The 22,436-nt window shown below is 40.6% G+C and carries 18 protein-coding genes; 12 read left to right on the top strand and 6 right to left on the bottom strand.

Features of this window, described 5'->3' with window-relative positions; all coding sequences use genetic code 11:
* The first annotated feature begins 42 nt into the window (after window positions 1-42).
* From GLP24_RS12930 to hldE, 4 genes are all read left to right on the top strand, one after another.
* Window positions 43-1,557, top strand: a complete 1,515-nt coding sequence (locus tag GLP24_RS12930; RefSeq protein WP_221944206.1) for a CYTH and CHAD domain-containing protein — start codon at window positions 43-45, stop codon at window positions 1,555-1,557.
* Between the two features lie 272 nt (window positions 1,558-1,829).
* On the top strand, window positions 1,830-3,422 hold the full coding sequence (locus tag GLP24_RS12925; RefSeq protein ID WP_232616123.1) for a methyl-accepting chemotaxis protein: 1,593 nt from the start codon (window positions 1,830-1,832) through the stop codon (window positions 3,420-3,422).
* A 110-nt stretch (window positions 3,423-3,532) separates the two neighbouring features.
* Window positions 3,533-6,421 carry a bifunctional [glutamate--ammonia ligase]-adenylyl-L-tyrosine phosphorylase/[glutamate--ammonia-ligase] adenylyltransferase gene (glnE, locus tag GLP24_RS12920; RefSeq protein WP_232616122.1) on the top strand — a complete coding sequence of 963 codons (2,889 nt, stop codon included), beginning with the start codon at window positions 3,533-3,535 and terminating at the stop codon, window positions 6,419-6,421.
* A 71-nt stretch (window positions 6,422-6,492) separates the two neighbouring features.
* A complete protein-coding gene (gene hldE / locus GLP24_RS12915; protein ID WP_232604074.1) occupies window positions 6,493-7,923 on the top strand; it encodes a bifunctional D-glycero-beta-D-manno-heptose-7-phosphate kinase/D-glycero-beta-D-manno-heptose 1-phosphate adenylyltransferase HldE in 1,431 nt (476 codons plus the stop codon).
* Between the two features lie 64 nt (window positions 7,924-7,987).
* Here the strand turns inward: hldE and tolC are convergent, their stop codons facing one another.
* The gene (tolC, locus tag GLP24_RS12910; protein ID WP_152653977.1) at window positions 7,988-9,286 is read right to left on the bottom strand and encodes an outer membrane channel protein TolC; all 1,299 of its coding nucleotides are present in this window, start codon (window positions 9,284-9,286) and stop codon (window positions 7,988-7,990) included.
* Window positions 9,287-9,606: 320 nt separating this feature from the next.
* Between tolC and nudF the strand changes: the two genes are divergently transcribed.
* The 8 genes from nudF to idi all read left to right on the top strand — a co-directional run bounded on the left by nudF (window position 9,607) and on the right by idi (window position 18,161).
* Window positions 9,607-10,242: an ADP-ribose diphosphatase gene (gene nudF / locus GLP24_RS12905; protein WP_101769241.1), complete on the top strand. Its 636-nt coding sequence runs from the start codon at window positions 9,607-9,609 to the stop codon at window positions 10,240-10,242.
* Window positions 10,243-10,274: 32 nt separating this feature from the next.
* A complete protein-coding gene (locus tag GLP24_RS12900; RefSeq protein WP_101769242.1) occupies window positions 10,275-10,703 on the top strand; it encodes a DUF1249 family protein in 429 nt (142 codons plus the stop codon).
* Window positions 10,704-10,743: 40 nt separating this feature from the next.
* Window positions 10,744-11,568 (top strand): 3',5'-cyclic-AMP phosphodiesterase, encoded by an 825-nt coding sequence (cpdA, locus tag GLP24_RS12895; RefSeq protein ID WP_101769243.1) that lies wholly within the window; start codon window positions 10,744-10,746, stop codon window positions 11,566-11,568.
* Window positions 11,568-12,146: an esterase YqiA gene (yqiA, locus tag GLP24_RS12890; protein ID WP_232616121.1), complete on the top strand. Its 579-nt coding sequence runs from the start codon at window positions 11,568-11,570 to the stop codon at window positions 12,144-12,146. The genes cpdA and yqiA overlap by 1 nt, the downstream gene beginning before the upstream one ends.
* A 212-nt stretch (window positions 12,147-12,358) precedes the next feature.
* Complete coding sequence (gene parE / locus GLP24_RS12885) at window positions 12,359-14,242, top strand: DNA topoisomerase IV subunit B (RefSeq protein ID WP_101769272.1); 1,884 nt, start codon at window positions 12,359-12,361, stop codon at window positions 14,240-14,242.
* Between the two features lie 80 nt (window positions 14,243-14,322).
* Window positions 14,323-16,602 (top strand): DNA topoisomerase IV subunit A, encoded by a 2,280-nt coding sequence (gene parC / locus GLP24_RS12880; protein ID WP_101769245.1) that lies wholly within the window; start codon window positions 14,323-14,325, stop codon window positions 16,600-16,602.
* Window positions 16,603-16,757: 155 nt separating this feature from the next.
* Window positions 16,758-17,483, top strand: a complete 726-nt coding sequence (locus tag GLP24_RS12875; protein WP_101769246.1) for a 1-acylglycerol-3-phosphate O-acyltransferase — start codon at window positions 16,758-16,760, stop codon at window positions 17,481-17,483.
* A gap of 150 nt (window positions 17,484-17,633) precedes the next feature.
* Complete coding sequence (gene idi, locus GLP24_RS12870) at window positions 17,634-18,161, top strand: isopentenyl-diphosphate Delta-isomerase (protein ID WP_101769247.1); 528 nt, start codon at window positions 17,634-17,636, stop codon at window positions 18,159-18,161.
* Window positions 18,162-18,226: 65 nt separating this feature from the next.
* Here the strand turns inward: idi and GLP24_RS12865 are convergent, their stop codons facing one another.
* The 5 genes from GLP24_RS12865 to GLP24_RS12845 all read right to left on the bottom strand — a co-directional run bounded on the left by GLP24_RS12865 (window position 18,227) and on the right by GLP24_RS12845 (window position 22,377).
* On the bottom strand, window positions 18,227-18,613 hold the full coding sequence (locus GLP24_RS12865) for a RidA family protein (RefSeq protein ID WP_232616120.1): 387 nt from the start codon (window positions 18,611-18,613) through the stop codon (window positions 18,227-18,229).
* A gap of 109 nt (window positions 18,614-18,722) precedes the next feature.
* On the bottom strand, window positions 18,723-19,208 hold the full coding sequence (locus GLP24_RS12860; protein WP_101769249.1) for an arginine repressor: 486 nt from the start codon (window positions 19,206-19,208) through the stop codon (window positions 18,723-18,725).
* A 304-nt stretch (window positions 19,209-19,512) separates the two neighbouring features.
* Window positions 19,513-19,980, bottom strand: coding sequence for an aspartate carbamoyltransferase regulatory subunit (gene pyrI / locus GLP24_RS12855; protein ID WP_101769250.1), 468 nt, complete (start codon window positions 19,978-19,980; stop codon window positions 19,513-19,515).
* A gap of 16 nt (window positions 19,981-19,996) precedes the next feature.
* Window positions 19,997-20,926: an aspartate carbamoyltransferase gene (gene pyrB / locus GLP24_RS12850; protein WP_232616119.1), complete on the bottom strand. Its 930-nt coding sequence runs from the start codon at window positions 20,924-20,926 to the stop codon at window positions 19,997-19,999.
* Window positions 20,927-21,366: 440 nt separating this feature from the next.
* Window positions 21,367-22,377 (bottom strand): ornithine carbamoyltransferase, encoded by a 1,011-nt coding sequence (locus tag GLP24_RS12845; RefSeq protein ID WP_101769252.1) that lies wholly within the window; start codon window positions 22,375-22,377, stop codon window positions 21,367-21,369.
* Between the last annotated feature and the right edge of the window lie 59 nt (window positions 22,378-22,436).

Below are 22,436 nucleotides of genomic sequence, written 5' to 3'. Positions count from 1 at the left end.
TAAGCAAATATCCTTGGTTTGCCACCGTTTATAGGTATAACTATGGAAACCGAGATAGAACTGAAGTTTTTTGTTTTACCAGAATTTTCAACTCAGCTAGTGGATAAAATTTCTGCGGCTAAAATTCTGCAACAGAGCCGTCGAGAGTTAGGTAATGTCTACTTTGACACGCCTGATCAAGTATTGCGCCAGCATGATATAGGTTTACGTATTCGTCGTTTTGATGATGTGTTTGTACAAACATTAAAAACGGCAGGTCGTGTTGTTGCTGGATTGCACCAGCGCCCTGAATACAATGTTGAAGTTAATAGTACTAAACCGAGTTTAGCGCTTCATCCCGTAGATGCTTGGCCTCACGACTTTGATGTTGTTGCTGTTCAGCAGCAAATACAGCCATTATTTAGTACCGATTTTACACGTCAACAATGGTTAGTGGCGATGCCTGATGGTAGTCAAATTGAGTTAGCATTTGATCATGGTGAAGTGAGCGTTGATGATAAACGCTCACCAATTTGTGAAGTAGAACTAGAGCTGAAGTCGGGTCAAACCGATGCTTTATTCACTTTAGCGCGCGAATTATGCGTTGATGGTGGAATGCGATTAGGTAATCTTAGTAAGGCTGCTCGTGGTTACCGACTTGCTGCTGATTATCAAGGCGATCCTATCAAGCCATTAGTTTTTGTTGATACAAACTTGCAAGATTCAGTTGAATCAACGTTTATTAAAACGCTTGAGCATGCATTAGATCATTGGTTGTACCATGAGCAAATTTACGTGGAACGCCAAGATCCACAAGCACTGGTACAAATATCACAAGCGTTGAGCCTATTGCGTCAAACATTTGCTACTTTTGGTGGCATTATTCCGCGTCGTGCCAGTGCCTTATTACGCCAAGAATTACAATGGTTAGACGGTGAGCTTGATTGGCTAGAAGAAGCCAATAGTATTCAAGCGCTGAGTGACGATAAAGCTTATGTATTACGTAAGCTTCATGCTCGTAAAGAATTACAACAGCAATTAGATCTACGTTATCAGGAACTCCCTAATAGTGACGCGATGATCCAATTAATGCGTTCAGCACGTTATTGTGGTTTGTTGCTTGATTTAAGTCGTTGGATTTTAAGTCGCGGTTGGCAGCCATTTCTTGATGATAAGTCACGTACTAAGCTCGCTGCCCCCATAAAAACCTTTGCCGATAATATGTTGACCCGTTCATGGTCTGAATTACTTGATGTATTCCCTGCTGAGCGTCAACTGAATCGGATTGATTATCTTGATCAAAAACCGCGTTTATTACGTAATTTGATGAGCGGTATCGCTTTTGCTGGTTTATATGATGAAGATCGTCGTATTTCTTTTAGAATGCCGTGGTTAGATTTATTACAAGGCTTAGAGGATTTACGTGAGTTAGAACCGATTCGACAGTTATTACCGTTATTTGAAGCAGATGACTTAGCGCAAATTGAAAAGTGGTTACAGCGCCAAGAAGAATCCTTATTGCATGCCATGAGTCAGACTCGGCAGATCAGTATTGAGCTAACGCCTTATTGGCCATAATCGTAATACGTTATATGCAACAAGTCAGTCTTAAATATTAACGCCTCGCTTTATGCGGGGCGTTGTCGTTTTTATAAGACAAATTATAGTATGCGGCGCAGATCATATTTTGAGGTATCTTTTTTATTGAGAGCTAAATATTTAACGGTAAATGTCGATAAGCAATGAAAGAGAATAGAGCAATGATGCTTATTGATGAGATTACTGGCTTGCGGATGACACCTTCACGTTAAATGTGAATGGGTTAAGCGTTAGCGATATGGAGATAATAAATGGCAACACTAGAGTTTAAACCTTGGGAAAAGTGGTTAACGAACCTGAAATTAAGACCCAAACTTATTTTACTGATGGTGTTTAGTACATTATTATTAATTGGTAAACAGCTGTGGGATGCTGAATTATTTTACCAGTCTGTTATCGTGACTCAGCAAGATAAAGTCCAGCAATTAGCCCAGTCTAATGCTTTGATGCTGACGAGCTTAGCCACTACAAATCCTCCATTTTCAGCTTTAAATTCCCCTCAATTATCCACGGAATTGATTAATCATAGTGTGTATGTTGTTGAGTATCGCAACGACAACATGCTAGAAAAATCCAAACTAAATCAGGTTATTAATCTTAAACAGCCGCTGGAAAAAGGGCAAACACTGAGTCAACTTCTGCATGACACAAAGCTCAATAATCAGGCATTTACGCGACAAGATAATGACGGTTATGGATATATAGTCAAACTACCCGCGTTACAGTTAGCGGTTATTAGCTATCAATCAAATGCATTGGCCGCTGGTTATTATCAACAGTATTTAGTGCAAATTGTATGGCAAACATCATTAATGGTGGTGATTTTTGTGGTGGTGTTATTGCTCGCATCGCGGATTATGTTGCGTCAAATTGGTGGCTTAAAGCAAAGTATTCAAGCCTTCGCTAATAATGATTTGTCACAGCCAATAGCCATGGCATGTCGTGATGAGTTAGGTGAGTTAAGCCGTGAGCTTGAACAAAGTCGTTGTCAGCTAAAAGCGATATTTATTGCTCAGCGTCAGGCCGCCAGCGCACTGTCACAATCAGCGGAAATGATGTCATTAATGATGGAGCAAACGAAAGAATCGTCTCAAGAAGAGTTTGCTGAAATCGATCAACTTGCGTCAGCTATGGCAGAGATGACTTCGACAGTACAAACCGTTGCTGGCCATGCGCGTGATGCATCAAATGCGACCCTTAATACCTCAGAACAAGCAGCAACGGGGCAGCGGTTTGTTAGTCGAACCATGGTTACTATTAACCAATTATCGGATGATATTACCCAATCAGCGGCTGCTGTTAACCAAGTAGAAACCCGCGTCGATAAAATAAGTTCGGTGATTGTGACCATTCAAAGCATTTCTGAACAAACGAATTTATTGGCACTCAATGCGGCAATTGAAGCCGCACGTGCTGGGGATGCTGGGCGTGGATTCGCTGTTGTAGCTGATGAAGTCCGTAATCTCGCTCAGCGTACTCAAACCGCAACGGTTGAAATTCAAGATATGATCGCTCAATTACAGCAAAGTGCTCAGCAAGCGGTTAATTTAATGGAACGCAGTGTTATTGAAGCTGATGAAGGGGTTGATTTAGTTACTAATGCTGGTGGTGAGTTAAATAAGATTGTTGAACAAATTCAAGCGATTAATGATATGAATTTTCATATTGCAGCCGCAGCGGAACAGCAAAGTGCAGTGGCAGATGAGATGAATATTAATCTGACGAATGTACGAGAGTTGGTTGATGGCTCAGTTGGTGTTGTTACTGAGTTAGCGCAAACATCAATTGATATGCAGCATCAAGCCAGTGATTTAGAAGCCAAAATAGACGCATTTAAAGTGTAAATAAAACGCCTTATATTGAATGGAATAAAATTATAATGCCCATCGTTTGATGGGCGTTTTTGTATGCTAAATTAGAGTTCTTTATCGAATTACTTGTTCAAGGACAGCGCATGGCGACCGAAAAATCACAACCTTATCCAAGCATTGATCATTGTAGTGATGTAGTAGCTGCTGCAAATTTAGCATGGGAAAAATTAGCCGATAAGCACCCACAACTATTGGCGTTATGGCAAGGTAAAGCCAAGCAAGAATTATATGCCATGTTGGGGCTGAGTGATTTTATTAGTGCTTCTTTACAGCAAGATGCGACGTTATTGGAATGGCTATTTGAGCAGCGAGAGTGCTGCTTAGAGATTGATTACCGTGAGTTATTGAGTCAGCAGTTAACACAAGTAACCGATGAACCGTGTTTAATGCGTAATTTGCGTCACTTTAGACGTCGCTACATGACGTTAATTGCGTGGCAAGATTTTAGTCATCGCGTACCTTTACAATACAGCCTCGCTAGTTTGTCGCAATTGGCAGAAGCCTTGATCATGGAAGCATACCATTGGCTTTATCGGCAGTGCTGCACTGAGTGGGGCACGCCGATGAATGAGGACGGTGAACCACAACCGATGCTGATTTTGGGTATGGGTAAGTTGGGGGGCGGAGAGCTGAATTTCTCGTCAGATATTGATCTTATTTTCACTTATCCTGAAAACGGTGAAACGGTTGGCGGTCGACGTAGCCTTGCGAATGCCCAGTTTTTTACTCGCTTAGGGCAGCGATTGATTAAAGCGTTAGATCAAGTCACCTTTGATGGTTTTTGTTATCGGGTTGATATGCGGTTGCGTCCTTTTGGCGACAGCGGACCGTTAGTGATGAGTTATGCCGCATTAGAAGATTATTACCAAGAACAAGGTCGTGATTGGGAACGCTATGCGATGATCAAAGCACGAGTGATGGGCAAAGAAAGTTTTAGCCAATATCAAGGCTTGCGCCAAATGCTTCGACCGTTTGTATTTCGACGTTATATCGACTTTAGCGCGGTTCAATCATTGCGATGCATGAAAGCGATGATTGGTAGTGAAGTTCGACGTCGAGGTCTTACTAATAACATTAAATTGGGGGCCGGGGGGATTCGTGAGGTTGAATTTATCGCGCAATCGTTCCAATTAATTCGTGGTGGTCGAGAGCCGAGTTTACGTGGTCGCGGTTTATTACCGACTCTTGCGGCAATTAAAGAGCTAGCGTTATTACCGCCAGCGGATGTTGATACTTTAACGGCGGGGTATTGTCATTTACGTCGCTTAGAAAATCTATTGCAAGCGATTGACGATAAGCAAACTCAAACTCTGCCAGATAAAGCCCTTGATCAATCGCGGTTAGCGTGCGCAATGGCTGAGCATGATTGGGCGGCATTAGTCATAACGACTGAACAACATATGGCTGCTATTCATGCCATTTTCGACGATATTATTGGTCATGATGATCAAGATAATCAGCAAGATGTTGCGACGCAATACCATGAAATGTGGTCAATGGTGACCAATGAGGATGTATTGCTCAGTATTCTGGCTGAATTAGAGGTGCCGGAGCAACATTTACAAGCTCAGAACTTAGCGGCTTTTAAGCATGAATTATCGAAACGTACCTTAGGTCCTCGTGGGCGTGAGGCGTTAGCCACCTTAATGCCTGAAGTTTTAGCGCAAGTGGTGTTACGTGATGATGCGGTACAGTTGTTACCGCGATTGACGAAATTGATTATTCGTATCGCGACGCGTACCACTTATCTTGAATTATTAACCGAACATCCCGTTGCACTAAAACAACTGATTCGATTATGTGCTGCCAGTCCAATGGTGGCAGATCAACTGGCTTTGTATCCATTATTGCTTGATGAATTGTTGGATCCGCAGCATTTATATCAACCCACACAACTCACGAGTTACCAAGATGAATTGCGTGAATATCTGGCGCGTATTCCTGAAGAGGATATGGAGCAACAGATGGAGGCGATTCGCCAGTTTAAGCAAACCCAATTATTGCGTATTGCTGCCGCTGATATTGCAGGTGTATTGCCTATAATGAAAGTAAGTGATCACTTAACGTATCTGGCAGAAGCGATTATTGCGGCGGTGGTTAATCAAGCATGGTTACAGATTGTAGCTAAATATGGTGAGCCAAGTCATTTGTTAGAGCGTGAAAGTAAAGGCTTTGCGGTGATTGGTTATGGCAAAGTGGGAGGTTGGGAGTTGGGATATGGCTCTGATCTTGATTTGGTTTTTATTCATGATTGCCCAGATAATGTTTATACCACTGGCAGTAAAGAAATTGATGGTCGTCAGTTTTATTTACGGTTAGCCCAACGCATCATTCATTTGTTCTCAACCAGAACTGCATCGGGGGTGTTGTATGAGGTTGATATGCGGTTACGACCTTCTGGTGCTTCTGGATTGTTAGTAACGACAATCAATGCGTTTTGTGAGTATCAGCAGCAACAAGCATGGACATGGGAGCATCAAGCTTTGGTTCGTGCGCGAATGGTGTATGGGGATGTGATATTACAAACTGCATTTGCCGATGTTCGCCAGCAAGTGTTAACAGTCGCTCGTGATCAGGCGCAATTAGCTAACGATGTGGTGACGATGCGCCACAAAATGCGCGCCCATCTCGGTAAGAAAAAAGCGGGTATGTTTGGTCTTAAACAAGACCAAGGAGGCATCACCGATATTGAATTTTTAGCACAATATTTAGTGTTGGCTTATGCCCATCAGCAACCAGCTTTAACGCGTTGGTCTGATAATGTGCGTATTTTTGACTCGATGGCCGATTATGACATTATCGATAGCGCCACTGTGGCTCAATTACAACAAGCTTATTGTGATATGCGTAATGCCATTCATCGATTAAGTTTATTGGGGCTACCCGCTTATGTTGATCAGCAGCAATTTATTGGAATGCGACAGACGGTGGAACAGGTATGGCAGCAATGGCTTGAACCTTGTCAGGTTTAGTTGTGATCCCGATGCCCCTTGATTTTAGTTTATGCTAGTATTCGAACGTTGCCATATTCCCGGAGAAAGAAATGAAACTGACGCTGCCTGATTATAACCATGCAGAAGTATTGATTGTTGGTGATGTAATGCTCGATCGATACTGGACTGGACCCACTGAACGTATTTCACCAGAAGCGCCGGTGCCAGTGGTTAAAGTTGATCAGATTGAAGAGCGCCCTGGTGGTGCTGCGAACGTAGCGATGAATATTGCAGCGTTAGGCGGTCATGCTAAATTGATTGGCTTAACCGGTATGGATGAGCCAGCACGCGCATTGACTGAAAAATTGTCGTCATTGAATGTGAATAGTGATTTTGTCGCATTGGCACAATATCCAACGATTACTAAATTACGCGTGATGAGCCGTGGTCAGCAATTAATTAGGTTAGATTTTGAAGAGGGCTTTCAGGATGTTGATCCTGCATTAATACTTGAACGAATGCAGCCAGCACTAGCGAAGGCTAAAGCGGTTATTTTGTCTGATTATGCCAAAGGCGCGTTGGTACATGTGCAGGCGATGATTCAATTGGCGCGTGCGGCAAAATTACCGGTGTTAATTGATCCTAAAGGGGCCGATTTTGAACGTTACCGTGGCGCGACGTTATTGACGCCTAATTTGTCTGAATTTAAAGCTGTTGTTGGCTGCGTGAACTCAGAGCAAGAATTAGTTGAAAAAGGCATGGCATTGATCGAAAAATTTGATTTTGAAGCTTTGCTGGTTACTCGCTCTGAACATGGTATGACCTTATTAGAGAAAGGTTGTGAGCCGTTACACATGCCTACCCTTGCGCAAGAAGTTTATGACGTAACAGGTGCTGGTGATACGGTTATTTCAGTTTTGGCTGCATCATTGTCAGCCGGAAAATCATTATCTGATTCATGTAAACTTGCGAATGCCGCTGCGGGTGTCGTGGTGGCGAAGTTAGGTACATCAACCTTATCGACGATTGAATTAACCGAAGCAATTCATGGTAGCCAAGACAGTGGTTTTGGGGTTATTTCTGAGTCAGCATTAATTGATGCGGTGAAAGCGGCGCGTGCACGTGGTGAAACCGTAGTAATGACTAACGGTTGTTTTGATATTTTGCATGCGGGTCATGTTGCCTACTTAACCGAAGCCGCAAAATTGGGTGATCGGCTAATTGTTGCGGTTAATTCTGATGATTCAGTTAAAGGTTTAAAAGGCCCTGGACGTCCAGTAAATCCAGAAGATCGTCGTATGGCGGTATTAGCAGGATTAGGGGCGGTTGATTGGGTCGTTCCATTTACTGAAGAGACGCCACAACGATTAATCAGTGAAGTCTTACCAAGCATTTTAGTTAAAGGTGGAGATTACACCCCAGAACAAATTGCAGGTGGTAAAGAAGTGATCGCAGCTGGTGGAAAAGTGTTAGTGCTTAATTTTGAAGATGGTTGTTCAACCTCTAAAATTATTGAAGCCATTCGTGGTGGACGTGGTTAATCTTTGAATTATCGGCTACAAAAAAAGCGCCGTTAGGCGCTTTTTTTATATCGATATTAATGGTTTATTTAGTTTGTACTAAACCTGAATTAATATCTAACACATCTTGTTCGTTAAGTGTGCCTACCGCTTGCTTTAGTTGTAATTGTGCAAGAATGTAATCATAACGTGCATTTGCAAGTTCACTATTAGCAGAATACAAACTACGGGTTGAGTCTAATACGTCAACAATAGTACGTGTACCTACATCAAAACCTGCTTCCGTTGCCTCTAAAGCAGATTTCGCAGAAACAACAGATTGCTTATATGCATTGATTGAACCAATTGTCGCATTAATGTTGTTATAGTAATTACGTACATTTTTAACGATTAATCGGTATTGCGCTTCAAGATTTTCACTTGCCGATACATATTTATATTGGGCTTGTTTTACCTGAGAGGTAGTATTACCGCCACTATAAACAGGTAAGTCAATTTTAATACCAGCGGTTAGGTTACCTTGATCGGGTTTCATTTGACTACTGGTATCATCATATTGATAACCGGACTCAAACGATAATGTTGGTAGGTGACCCGAATCTGCTAATGAAATATTATCACGAGCAATATCTTGACCAATACGCGACGTTAATAAGGTCAGATTTTCTGTTTCAGCATCTTTAACTAGACTGTCAGCCGCTTGTTTTGGCTTACTGGCTGAGAAACTAGCAGTATTTAATGGATCTAATGATGAATAAGCATGACCAGTAATTTCACGTAATTCTTCATAGTTATTAGCAAGGGTATTTTTCTTTACAATATTTGATGCTAATACCGTATCGTATTGTGCTTGAGCGTCATAAACATCAGTGATCGCCGATAGACCTACTTCAAAACGTTGTTTCATTTGTTCTAATTGACGACCAACCGCTGCTTTTTCTGCTTCACCAAATTTCAGGTCATCTTGTGCTTTTAATACATTAAAATATGCAGAAGATACGCGTAAAATAAGGCCTTGTTGAGAAACGGCGTAAGTGGCATCGCTTTGACGTGCTGTTTTTTCAGCAATATCAAGGCCAACCCAACTCGCACGATTATATAATGATTGGCTTAATGTAACACCCGCATTAAAACCGTTATCTTTGCTATCTTTGGCATCAAGGTAATAAGTATTGTAGCCTGCAGAAAGGTTAATTTGAGGCAAAAGCGTACTACGAGAAGAATTGATTGCTTCAAAAGCTGCATCTTTATCGGCCGCGGCTTTTAGAAGTTGTGGATCATTTTGCTTGGCTTGCTGATAAATCTGAGCGAGATCGTCAGCCGATGCTGATTGACTAATTGAGCCAATTGCAAGGCTAATAATGATTGGAAGCAATTTTTTCATGGATGCCTTTCCTGGTCTTGCTGACAAAAATGGGAATGTATAAATAGTGCAAGCGGCAGTTTACCTGAAGCAGGCTTGCTTGAAACTGATCATTACGTAGTTTTACTTAATGACTGTATTCTAACATTCAATAATAAACTTATTGTAATCGATTTAATAAACAGCGTGTCAAAAAGATACGTGATATTTAATTGTTTAAACACTAAAAGTGAAATATTACACTTAAAGTATGAGTGAAAGGAATATAACTTAATTTTGGTACTATCTCTTTGGGGATTGGTTAACTTTTAATTGGTATTTAGTGTCGATGGAGAAAAAGAATGGAGAAAAAATTAGACTGTTTACCTGTGTCTTCCGCTTTTAATGGTAACGATGTTGAGGTTTTATCAACTAAAACGGTGTATGACGGTTTTTTTAAAATGGTTAAATATCGTTTACGGCATAAGTTGTTTGCTGGTGGTTGGAGTGGTGAGTTTGAGCGTGAATTGTTTGAACGTGGACATGCCGCTGCGGTTTTACCTTATGATCCGGTACTGGATCAAGTGGTATTAATTGAGCAATTTCGTATTGGTGCACTGGCGGCTAATTGTCAGCCATGGCAGTTAGAAATTGTGGCAGGTATGCTTGATCATGAGAATGAGTCTCCAGAACAAGTGATACGCCGAGAAGCAACGGAAGAGTCGGGATTAGTTCTAGGTAAAACCGAAAAAATCTCCCGTTATTTATCCAGTTCAGGTGGTTGTTCTGAAATCCTTGATATTTTTATTAGTGAAGTTGATAGTCGTTTAGCCCAAGGGATACACGGGGTTGCGAGTGAATCCGAAGATATTCGAGTACATGTTGTTTCAAGAAATCAGGCTTACCAATGGTTAGAATCTGGTAAAATTGAAAATGCAGCGACAATTATCGCATTACAATGGCTGCAATTACATCATCAACGTTTGCGACAGGTATAAAATAAAGTATTGTATAATCCTAGGGGAATGATTTGAATAAAAGGTATACTGTTGATTTGACAAGCCTAATGCGCTTGTATGAAACTAATTATGCTAAACTCTTACCGCTATTGCCACGTAGTGATATGGTTGGGGATATGCTTGTATACCTCGTGTGTGATGATGTGTATCAGTTGGAAATTATTGAATCAACACGTTATACCACGGTAATAACCTTAGGTTTGCTTGAGAGTGAAAAGGTAGCTGATTATTTATCTCCCTTATTAACGGTACGGTTATATCATGATGCTAGGGTAGCAGAAGTGTGTGCTGTACAGCAGATTTCTCGACTCAAGCCAATATATGATTACCCAAACTTGCGTATGCACCAAAAAAATGAGAAACATCAAGTCAACCTTTTCTTAGGTGACTGGTTGAAGCATTGTTTACGCCACGGGCTTAGTAAACAATCCGTTTGTTAATTGAACTTAATTGCTCAGAATAGACAAGGTTTTTGACGTTTTGCAGACCTATTCGCTGCCGCAGACCAACCCCGAAAGTGTGGTTCTTCTGCAAATTACCGACACTCATTTGTTTGCCAATGGTTCAGGCACTTTGCTTGGCGTGGCAACCAAAGACAGTTTTCATGCCGTGCTTGCAGGGGTAGATATTGCCGCGCGTCATTTTGACGCCATCGTAGCTACTGGTGATATTTCTCAAGATCACACCCCTTATTCTTATCAGCGTTTTGCTGATGGTATTTCACGTTGGTCACAACCGTGTTTCTGGCTACCCGGTAATCATGATTTTCAACCAACAATGCAGTCCATTTTACCGAGTGAGCAGATTAAGCCACAACAACAGGTATTAGTGGGTGAGCATTGGCAAATGATTTTATTGGATAGCCAAGTAAAAGGTGTACCACATGGTGAGCTAGATGAGGCTCAGTTAGTATTATTAGATACAGCTCTTGCTTGTTATCCTGAACGACATGCGCTAGTTTTATTGCACCATCATCCACTTGAAGCTGGCAGTGCGTGGTTGGATCAACACAAACTACATGACAATAGTGGTTTATGGAATGTGATTGATCGCTATCCGCAAGTGAAAGCGATATTATGTGGTCATATTCATCAGGATTTAGATCGTACTTATCATGGTGTACGTGTGTTGGCGACACCATCAACGTGCATCCAATTTATGCCTGATTCTGATGATTTTGCTTTAGATCATAACAATCCTGGTTGGCGTTATTTAGAATTAACTAAAGACGGTCGAATAATCACTAGCGTTCATCGTATTAGCGGTGATCAATTTAAACCTAAACTTGATGCTGAAGGGTACTGATGCCATCGTTATTGATTTATTTACATGGCTTTAATAGTTCACCATCATCATTGAAAGCCCAACAAATGATAACCTATTGCCGTGAACATCGACCGGATATTAAGGTTATAGCACCGCAATTACCGAGTTATCCTGCAAAAGCGAGTCAATATCTGGCGCAATTGATTGAGCAATATAACGACCGTTATACCATCGGTGTTGTCGGTAGTTCTTTGGGGGGCTATTTAAGTGCCTGGCTCAGTGAGCATTATCAGTTGCCAGCAGTGTTAGTTAACCCTGCTGTTAAGCCTTATCAACTGCTAGTTGACTATCTTGGGCCACAACAGAATCCTTATAGTGGTGAAAATTATGTGTTGGAAATACAACACATTGATGAGTTAAAAGCTCTCGAGGTGAGCAATATTACTCAACCACAACGGTTGTGGGTGCTATTACAGCAAGGTGATGAGGTACTTGATTATCGCCAAGCAGCATTAAAATATGCACACTGTAAGCTGACAATAGAAGCTAATGGTGATCATGGTTTTTGTGATTTTGAACGTTTTCCCGCCACCATTCTTCAATTCTTAGGGTTATAACCTGACTTATCTGTTCATTGAGTAATGAGATAGGCTACCCTATAAATCAAGTTATGCGTATTAGCATAAAATAGATACCTTGTTTACGCCTCTTTTTCATTATAAGAAAAGAGAGGCTACTCACTAATTGTGAGTTTCCGCTGGCTCTCGCTTGGCAACAACGCGAGGGTTACTGACTTTTTTTGCAAAATTTTCCCGTAAATTTCCGTGATATGACAGATCAAAGCTATAACGCTGGAGCCATTGAGGTTCTAAATGGCCTTGAGCCAGTACGCCGCCGTCCAGGTATGTATACCGATACGGTAAGACCTAACCACCTTGGCCAAGAAGTTATCGATAATAGTGTCGATGAAGCCTTGGCTGGACATGCCCGTAAAATAGAAGTCATTCTTTATGCCGATCAATCATTAGAAGTGATTGATGATGGCCGTGGTATGCCAGTAGATATTCATCCAGAAGAAGGTGTTTCTGGTGTTGAACTTATTCTTTGTAAATTGCATGCCGGAGGTAAATTCTCGGGTAAAAGCTACCAATTTTCAGGTGGTTTGCATGGGGTAGGTATTTCAGTTGTTAACGCCCTTTCTGATCGCGTTGAAGTGACCGTCAAACGTGACGGTCAGGTATATCAAATCGCGTTTGAAAACGGTGAGAAAGTCTCTGAATTAGAAGTAATTGGCACTTGTGGTCGCCGTGCTAAAGGCACCAAAGTCCATTTTTGGCCAAATCCAAAATATTTTGATAGTGCTAAGTTTTCAGTTACCCGTCTTAAAAGTAACTTGAAAGCAAAAGCGGTATTATGCCCTGGTTTAGAAGTTGTTTTCACTAATAAAATCACTGATGAAACAATAACCTGGTGCTATGAGGATGGTCTTAATGATTATTTAGCCGAAGGTGTTAAAGGCTATACCTTACTGCCAGAAGAACCGTTTACAGGTGTCTTTAGTGGTGCGACAGAAGCGGCTGATTGGGCGTTATTGTGGCTACCTGAAGGTGGCGAACTGATCACTGAAAGTTACGTTAACCTGATTCCAACTGCGCAAGGTGGTACGCATGTTAATGGCCTGCGCCAAGGTTTACTTGATGCGATGCGTGAGTTCTGTGAATTCCGTAATTTGTTACCGCGTGGAGTAAAACTTACCGCTGATGACATCTGGGATCGTTGTGCATACGTGCTATCTGTTAAAATGCAGGATCCACAATTTGCAGGTCAAACCAAAGAACGCTTATCGTCACGTCAATGTGCGGCATTTGTTTCTGGTGTAGTAAAAGATGCCTTTAGTTTATGGCTTAATGAGCGCCCACAACTTGCTGAATTATTGGCAGAAGTTTGTATTGCTAATGCCCATCGTCGTATGCGAGCCAGTAAAAAAGTTGTTCGTAAAAAGATAGCTTCAGGCCCTGCATTGCCGGGTAAATTAGCTGACTGTTCCCAACAAGACTTAAATCGTACTGAATTATTCTTGGTAGAAGGTGACTCGGCGGGCGGTTCGGCAAAACAAGCCCGTGATCGTATGTTCCAAGCGATTATGCCGTTACGCGGTAAAATATTGAATACGTGGGAAGTGTCATCTGATCAGGTATTGGCTTCGGAAGAAGTCCATAATATTTCAATCGCATTGGGTATTGATCCTGATAGTGATGATTTAAGTGGTCTACGTTACGGTAAAATATGTGTTCTTGCCGATGCGGACTCCGATGGTTTGCACATTGCAACTTTGTTGTGCGCCTTATTTATGAAGCACTTTGAAGCCTTAGTACGAGCAGGACATATCTTTATTGCTATGCCACCCCTTTACCGTATCGATTTGGGTAAAGAGGTCTTTTATGCACTAGATGAAGCTGAAAAAAATGCCATTCTGGAGCGTTTAAAAGGCAAGCGCGGTAAGATCAACGTGCAGCGCTTTAAAGGTCTGGGTGAAATGAACCCACTGCAATTACGTGAAACTACCATGGATCCTAATACCCGTCGTTTGGTACAACTTACTATTGACGATGATAGTAAAACCAATGAAATGATGGATATGTTACTCGGTAAAAAACGCGCAGAAGATCGTCGCCATTGGCTACAAAGCAAAGGCGATATGGCGGAAGTATAATTCATCCCCACGTATATCATTTTTAAATCGGCAAACGTTATGTTTGCCGAATCGCATTATTTAAGACGGATTATCTCACGATGACTGATGTCTCTATGGATGGCGTTGAACAGCTTCCACTTAGAAAGTTTACTGAAGACGCTTATTTAAACTATTCCATGTATGTAATCATGGATCGTGCGTTGCCTTTTATTGGTGACGGCTTAAAACCAGTACAACGTCGTATTATTTATGCGATGTCAGAGTTAGGTTTGAGTGCTACTGCAAAATATAAAAAATCAGCACGTACTGTTGGTGACGTATTAGGTAAATTCCATCCACACGGCGATTCTGCGTGTTATGAAGCGATGGTACTTATGGCACAGCCATTCTCTTACCGTTATCCATTAGTGGATGGCCAAGGTAACTGGGGTGCGCCTGATGATCCAAAATCTTTTGCTGCAATGCGTTATACCGAATCACGTTTATCGCGTTTTTCAGAAGTATTATTAGCTGAAATAAATCAAGGCACAGCTGATTGGGTACCTAACTTTGACGGTACTATGCTTGAGCCTAAAATACTGCCAGCACGTTTACCTCATATCTTATTAAACGGTATTACAGGTATTGCTGTGGGTATGGCGACGGATATTCCGCCGCATAACGTGCGTGAAGTGGCTAATGCTGCTGTGCACATGATTGATAATCCCAATGCTGACCTTGAACAATTAATGGAATTTGTGCAAGGTCCTGATTATCCGACTGAAGCTGAAATTATTACTTCAAAATCTGATTTGAAGAAGATGTACGCCACTGGGCGTGGTAGCGTCAAAATGCGTGCTATTTGGCATAAAGAAAACGGTGATATTGTTATTACCGCGTTGCCTCATCAAACATCAGGTGCCAAATTATTGGAGCAAATTGCGGCGCAAATGCGTGCCAAAAAGCTGCCAATGGTAGAAGACTTACGTGATGAATCAGATCATGAAAATCCAACTCGAATCGTGATTGTACCGCGTACAAATCGTATTGATTGCGATCAGTTGATGAATCACTTATTTGTCTCGACAGATTTAGAAAAAAGCTTTCGTGCAAATATCAATATGTTGGGTCTAGATGGTCGTCCACAAGTTAAAGGCTTGGTGACAATCATTAAAGAATGGCTTGAATATCGTCGTAATACGGTACGTCGTCGTTTGCAGTATCGTTTAGATAAAGTGATTGCTCGATTACATATTTTAGAAGGTTTATTAGCGGCGTATTTAAACATTGATGAAGTGATTGAGATCATTCGTAGTGAAGATGATCCTAAAGCGGAATTAATGTCACGCTTTGCTTTGAGTATGACTCAAGCGGATGCAATTTTAGAAATAAAACTGCGTCAGTTAGCCAAACTTGAAGAAATTAAGATCCGTGGTGAATTAGACGAATTAGCTAAAGAACGTGAGCAGCTTGAAACGCTATTAGGTTCTGAACGTCGTTTAAATACCTTGATCAAAAAAGAAATGATCGCTGATGCTGAAAAGTATGGTGATGATCGTCGTTCTCCATTGGTTGAGCGCGCAGAAGCCAAAGCAATGACTGAGCGTGATTTAATTCCAAGCGAAACGATCACTGTTGTATTGTCTGAAAAAGGTTGGATCCGCCATGCGAAAGGGCATGATGTTGATCCTAATACACTTAATTATAAATCAGGCGATAACTATCTTGCCCATGCGCGAGGTAAGAGTAATCAACCTGCGATATTCTTAGGTTCAGATGGTCGTAGTTATGCACTTGAATCTCATAGTTTACCGTCAGCACGTAGTCAAGGTGAGCCGATTACTGGCCGTTTAAATCTGACTCCGGGCACTCATATGCGTCAGGTTATGATGGCTGATGATGATCAGTTATGGTTGATGGCATCAGATGCAGGTTATGGTTTTATTTGTAAGAGCAGCGATATGGTATCAAAAAATAAGAGCGGTAAAGCCTTATTAACCGTACCTGAAAAATCACTAGTACTGCCACCTCAACCGATTGCTGATATTAACAAAGATCAGATTATGGCGATTACCAATGAAGGCCGAATGTTATTATTCCCAATTAAAGATTTGCCACAACTCGGCAAAGGCAAGGGTAATAAGATCATTAATATTCCATCAGCACGCGCAAAAGCGCGTGAAGAATTCTTATCTTACTTAACGGTTATCACCGCAGATAGCCATGTCACCTTGTATGCTGGTAAACGTAAGTTAGGTTTGAAACCAAGTGATCTTGAAAACTTCCGAGGTGAACGAGGGCGTAGAGGTTCAATGTTGCCTCGTGGCTTGCAACGAGTGACAGATATTGAAATTGATTCGCCACAGACAGCGACTGATGATCAATTAACTGACCGTTAATGTTGATGATATATACAATAAAGCCCTCATATTTATGAGGGCTTTTTAAATGATTTATATGCGTTAATTATGTTGCTAACGATAGCATTATGGTTACACATAACGAGTGTGATTTATTTATATTTACCCACACTTGAACGCTGAGGAGTATTGGAATGATTTATATTTTACGCATGATTGCGATTGCAATTTTTGCGATTGTAACTTTTGTCTTTGGTTGTGGTTATTGCTTATTTAGTCCACGTAATCCTAAACATGTTTATACTTTTGGACGACTTTTTAGCAAGATGTCACGCGTGGTCGGAATTAAGCTTGAAATCCGTTACGCTGAAGGTGCGGATCAAGTAGGTCCAGCGGTTTATATTGCTAACCACCAAAATACTTATGATTTATTTACTGTATCTGGTGCGATTATGCAGCGTACAGTAACGGTAGGTAAAAAAAGTTTAGTCTGGATCCCACTGTTTGGGCAACTATACTGGATCACAGGAAATATTTTAATTGATCGTGCTAATCGTAGTAAAGCGGTAGGTACAATTGGTCAAGTTGTCGATAAAATTAAGAAAAATAAAGTCTCAGTGTGGATGTTCCCTGAAGGTACACGTTCTCGTGGCCGTGGTTTACTACCGTTTAAAACGGGTGCATTTCATGCCGCCATCGGTGCTCAAGTTCCTGTTGTGCCAATTGTATGTAGTTCAACCGATAAGGTAAAACTCAATCGTTGGGATAATGGTATTGTAATTGTCGAAGTTATGAAGCCGATTGCGACGGTTGGTTTGGGTAAAGAAGATGTTCGTAACTTATTAACCCAAAGTCGTGATCTAATGGCAGTGAAGCTAGCAGAATTAGATCAAGAGGTTGCTCAGCGTAACAAACATTAATCGTATTTATTTAAACGTTTAATAATCATAGCTAAAAGATATAATATGAGCATCATTAACAAGGACATGTTTTATAAACATGTCCTTGTTTTGTTTTATTGTTACTCAATAACGATGAACAATATTTTGAGATAAGAGTAGAAGATAATCATGACTGAAGAATATGTTGTATTGGTAGATGAGCAAGGCCATGAACTTGGCTTACAAGAAAAAATGCAAGCTCACCGTGAGGGCGTATTGCATTTGGCTTTTTCAGTATTACTTTATCGTGATACTCCTTCTGGGCGTGAATACTTGTTACATCAACGCGCATTAGAGAAGTATCATAGTGGTGGTTTATGGACCAATACTTGTTGTTCCCATCCTCGTCAAGATGAGTCGTTTAGCCAAGCTGGCATTCGTCGCTTACAAGAAGAAATGGGCATTACGTTGTCGACTAAGTTAACCGATGTAGGTCAGTTTTGTTATTACGCAGAATTGGATAATCAGTTAATTGAACACGAGTTAGATCATGTGCTGATAGCTAATGGTGATGGATTGGTGTTTACGCCTAATGTTGCGGAAGTAATGGCTTATCGTTGGTGGTCTACGGCGGAGTTGAAATTACAATTACAGCAAGCGCCACAGCTTTTTTCTGCGTGGTTTGCGCAAGTATTAGCTGTAGTGGAACAATCGTAATTCTTGTTACGATGAAGAACAAAAAGCGATCACTGATTTCAGTCTCGTGATCGCTTTTTTGACGATTATTTACGTACTGCAATCGCTTCAATTTCAATTTTTACATCTTTAGGTAGACGCGCAACTTCAACACAAGAGCGAGCAGGGTAAGGCGCATTGTGTTCATCAAAAAATGCACCGTAAACTTCATTTACTGCACCAAAATCATTTAGATCTTTAACAAATACAGTCATCTTCACGATATCAGCAACACACAAGCCTGATGCTTCAATAACCGCTTTAACATTATCTAATGATTGACGTGTTTGAGCTGCAATGTCCTCTGCAACTTCACCTGTTAGTGGATTAATCGGGATCTGACCTGATGTTAGTACCATGCTACCAAGATCAACACCTTGTACGTAAGGACCGATTGCCGCTGGTGCTTGCTCTGTATGAAGAATTTTTGTCATGATTTATCCTATTTTATGATCATTAAAAGGCAAAATAATAGTCTTTAAGTGTTAATTAATATGGGGGCAATAACGCTTATATTCAACTAATGATCATCGTTATCAATAGCTATTTCAGCCCTAAGCGTTGTTTTACTACCTGTAGGCATTCGTTAATTCGAGTAATATCTTTTGGCGCAACCATGATGGTATCGTTACCGCCAATCGTCCCTAAAATATCCACATGGGGCTGCATGTCAATTAACCGTGCCACTAATTGTGCACTACCTGGGTGGGTTTTTATAACAACCACTAACTGGTTATGGCTGATAAATTCAACTTGTGACGCAATAGAAGCGTTAATTTTAATTGGCTCATTCTCTGCTGTAAGGCAATAAATTTTTTTCCCCGCAGCATTGGGTACTTTGGCTACCCCGAGTCGCAATAATAACCGTGACACTGTTGATTGACTGATATCGTGAAAGCCTAATTCAATTAACTGATACCGAATATCATCTTGCGTTGTAAAACTTTGCTGTTGTAATAAGCGTTTACATGCTGATGTCATATTATCATTACAATAATTATGGTCGATTGATGGGGGTTGGATATCCATTTGAGGTCATTCCTTGGCGAGATATGGATCAATAACGGATTAGACGATATAGGTCATCTTTAATGCGCACGTATGCATATTGATAATAGCAATTATAATATAGTGTAGATATGACCATTATCACCAAATAACAAACGTTATATGAAGTTACTCTAGTGAATGATAATAATGTGATGGGGGTTAACGTTATAGATTGTGTTGAGTTAACCGTTTCTTGAATGCAGATAAAAATACCCAGCGCATACTTATTATTCTTTCTCATTGAAAGTGTATTTGCTGGGTATATACGTTACTTATCGACTTTTTAGTGATTACATTCAGTCACGATTTGACGTGAGAATACTTTTTCGCAGTATTTACATTTTAATTGAATATCTGCTTTTTTAGTCAGTACCTTAAAGCCACTATTTACTGGTTCACCATGTGAAATACAGTTACTGTTGGGGCATTTAAAAATAGCGCTGATAAATTCAGGCAGTGATAAATTAAGCTTTTTAACCACTTCGTAGTTTTCAATTTGATTAACAGTTGCTTTTGGTGCATAGAGCGCTAATTGATTGGCTTGATCTTCAGTGACAAACACATTTTCAATTTTGATTAGATCTTTAGTACCTAATGCTGAAGAGGGTAAATTAAGACCAATAGTGACGCGTTCATTCGTTCCTTTGATATTAAATAATTTAAGGATTTTAATGCCGACATTAGCCGGAATATGATCGATAACTGTGCCGTTTTTAATTGCTTCAACTTTAAGTTGGGTTTCCTTAACCATGATTGTCACGCCTCTTCTATAGGTTTTCATTAAGTACAAGAGCAAGTAGCGCTTGACGCGCATAAACACCATTTTCTGCCTGTTGGAAGAAGTAAGCATATTTGGTTTTATCTACATCAACGGTGATCTCATCAACGCGTGGTAGTGGATGCAAGACTTTTAGATTGTCGCGTGCACTTTCCAACATGTTAGCTGTTAGGATATAAGCTGCTTTCATATGTACATATTCAGATTCATCAAAACGTTCTTTTTGAACCCGTGTCATATAAAGAATATCTAATTCAGGAATAACATCTTCCATGTTGTTGTGCAGGCTATAACTGATACCTGCGTCATCTAACTCTTCGCAAATATAATCAGGCATTGCCAGTACTTCAGGGGCAATAAAGAAGAATTTAACATCATTAAATTTTGATAATGCTTGGGTTAATGAGTGTACGGTACGGCCATATTTTAAATCACCAACAAAAGCGATATTAATGCCATCAAGTCGACCTTGAGTTTCATGGATCGTAAACAGATCGAGCAAGGTTTGGGTTGGATGTTGATTAGCACCATCACCACCATTGATCACTGGAACACCATTAGAAAACTCAGACGCTAAACGTGCAGCCCCTTCTTGTGGGTGACGCATAACGAATGCATCGACATAAGAGGTGATCACTTGGACTGAATCTGACAGTGTTTCACCTTTATTGGCTAATGATGTATTTCCTGGTGAATCAAACCCTACCACTGTACCGCCTAAGCGCTGAATGGCAGTCTCAAAAGAAAGACGGGTACGGGTTGATGGTTCAAAGAAGCAACTTGCGACGACTTTATTTTTAAGTAAGGTCGGGTTAGGTTCGGCTTTTAGTCTCGCAGCAGTGCCAATAATAAGCTCTAATTCAGCGCGATTAAGCTCGGAGATGGAAATAATATGCTTTTTAAACAGCGAATTAGCCATGGCTTCTTTCCCTATGATGGTTAAATTAAATTAAAAAACGGTTGTTATCATTGTGTTTGCCAAATTTTAGGCAAAAAAAAGCCCCCTATTAAAAGGAGGCTTTTTTTTGAAAAAGAATAAAAATAAAACAACAAACCATTATCAACGGATGATTACAGCGAATCAATTTGGTATTTATGATTAGGTTCATTTTTTATCTCTTGCTAGGCAAATTGGAAGGATTATACCGTCTATTTTTTGTTACGCAAGCGTTTGCGTTAACTATTTAATGTGCGGATTTTTATGCAATTTTAGGAATGACAGATTTTTGTGTTTCTATTTTTAGTATTTTGAAAAATAAAGTTTTTATATTATTTTTAATTTTATAGCTGCAATAATATGCAACTGCCGCTCTAATAAGCGGCAGAAGAATTAAAGGATATCGTAATTAGGTTGGTGGTTTAATTACCTAATGTAGCAACCATTACTGCTTTGATGGTGTGCATGCGGTTTTCTGCTTCATCAAACACGATTGAGTGGTCTGATTCAATCACTTCATCGGTTACTTCCACCCCTTTAGATAACATTGGGTAAGCTTGAGCAAGCTCTTTTCCAATAGTGGTATCTTCGCCATGGAAAGCGGGTAAACAGTGCATAAATTTCACATGCGGATTACCTGTTGCTTGTAACATTGCCATGTTTACTTGGTAGGGCAACATTAAATTGATTCGCTCTGCCCATGCTTCTTTGGCTTCACCCATTGAAACCCAAACATCGGTATAAAGGAAATCACAGCCTTGAACTCCTTCTTGAACATCATCGGTCATGGTGATTTTAGCCCCAGTTTCAGCTGCAATTTCACGGCATTGAGCGACAAGTTCAGCATCAGGCCAGAAAGCTTTTGGTGCGACGAGGCGAATATCCATCCCCATTTTCGCTGCGCCAACCATCAATGAGTTACCCATGTTATTACGCGCATCACCAAGGTAAGCAAATGATATTTGATGTAATGCTTTACCACGGCCATGCTCTTGCATGGTTAGAAAGTCAGCTAAAATTTGAGTAGGGTGGAATTCATTTGTTAGACCATTCCATACTGGAACCCCTGCGTATGCGCCAAGTTCTTCAACAATATTTTGTCCAAAACCGCGGTATTCAATACCATCATACATACGGCCTAATACGCGAGCGGTGTCTTTCATTGATTCTTTATGGCCAATTTGAGAGCCAGAAGGGCCTAAATAAGAAACTTGAGCACCTTGGTCAAAAGCGGCAACTTCAAATGCGCAACGAGTACGGGTTGATGTTTTTTCAAAGATCAGTGCAATATTTTTACCTTTAAGGCGTGGTTGCTCATAACCATTGTATTTCGCTTTTTTTAATTCAGCTGAAAGCTCAAGTAAATGTTGAATCTCACGAGGAGTGAAATCAAGTAATTTTAGGAAGTTGCGATTACGAAGATTAAAAGCCATGATGTATCCCTCTTAAAATTCAGTATCTCTTCGACTGAATCTTGTTATGTTATGGTTGA

The sequence above is a fragment of the Photobacterium carnosum genome (assembly GCF_021236965.1).
Lineage (GTDB): Bacteria > Pseudomonadota > Gammaproteobacteria > Enterobacterales > Vibrionaceae > Photobacterium > Photobacterium carnosum.
Note: the sequence above shows the minus strand (reverse complement) of the source record. Positions and strands in the feature narration are given on the sequence as shown.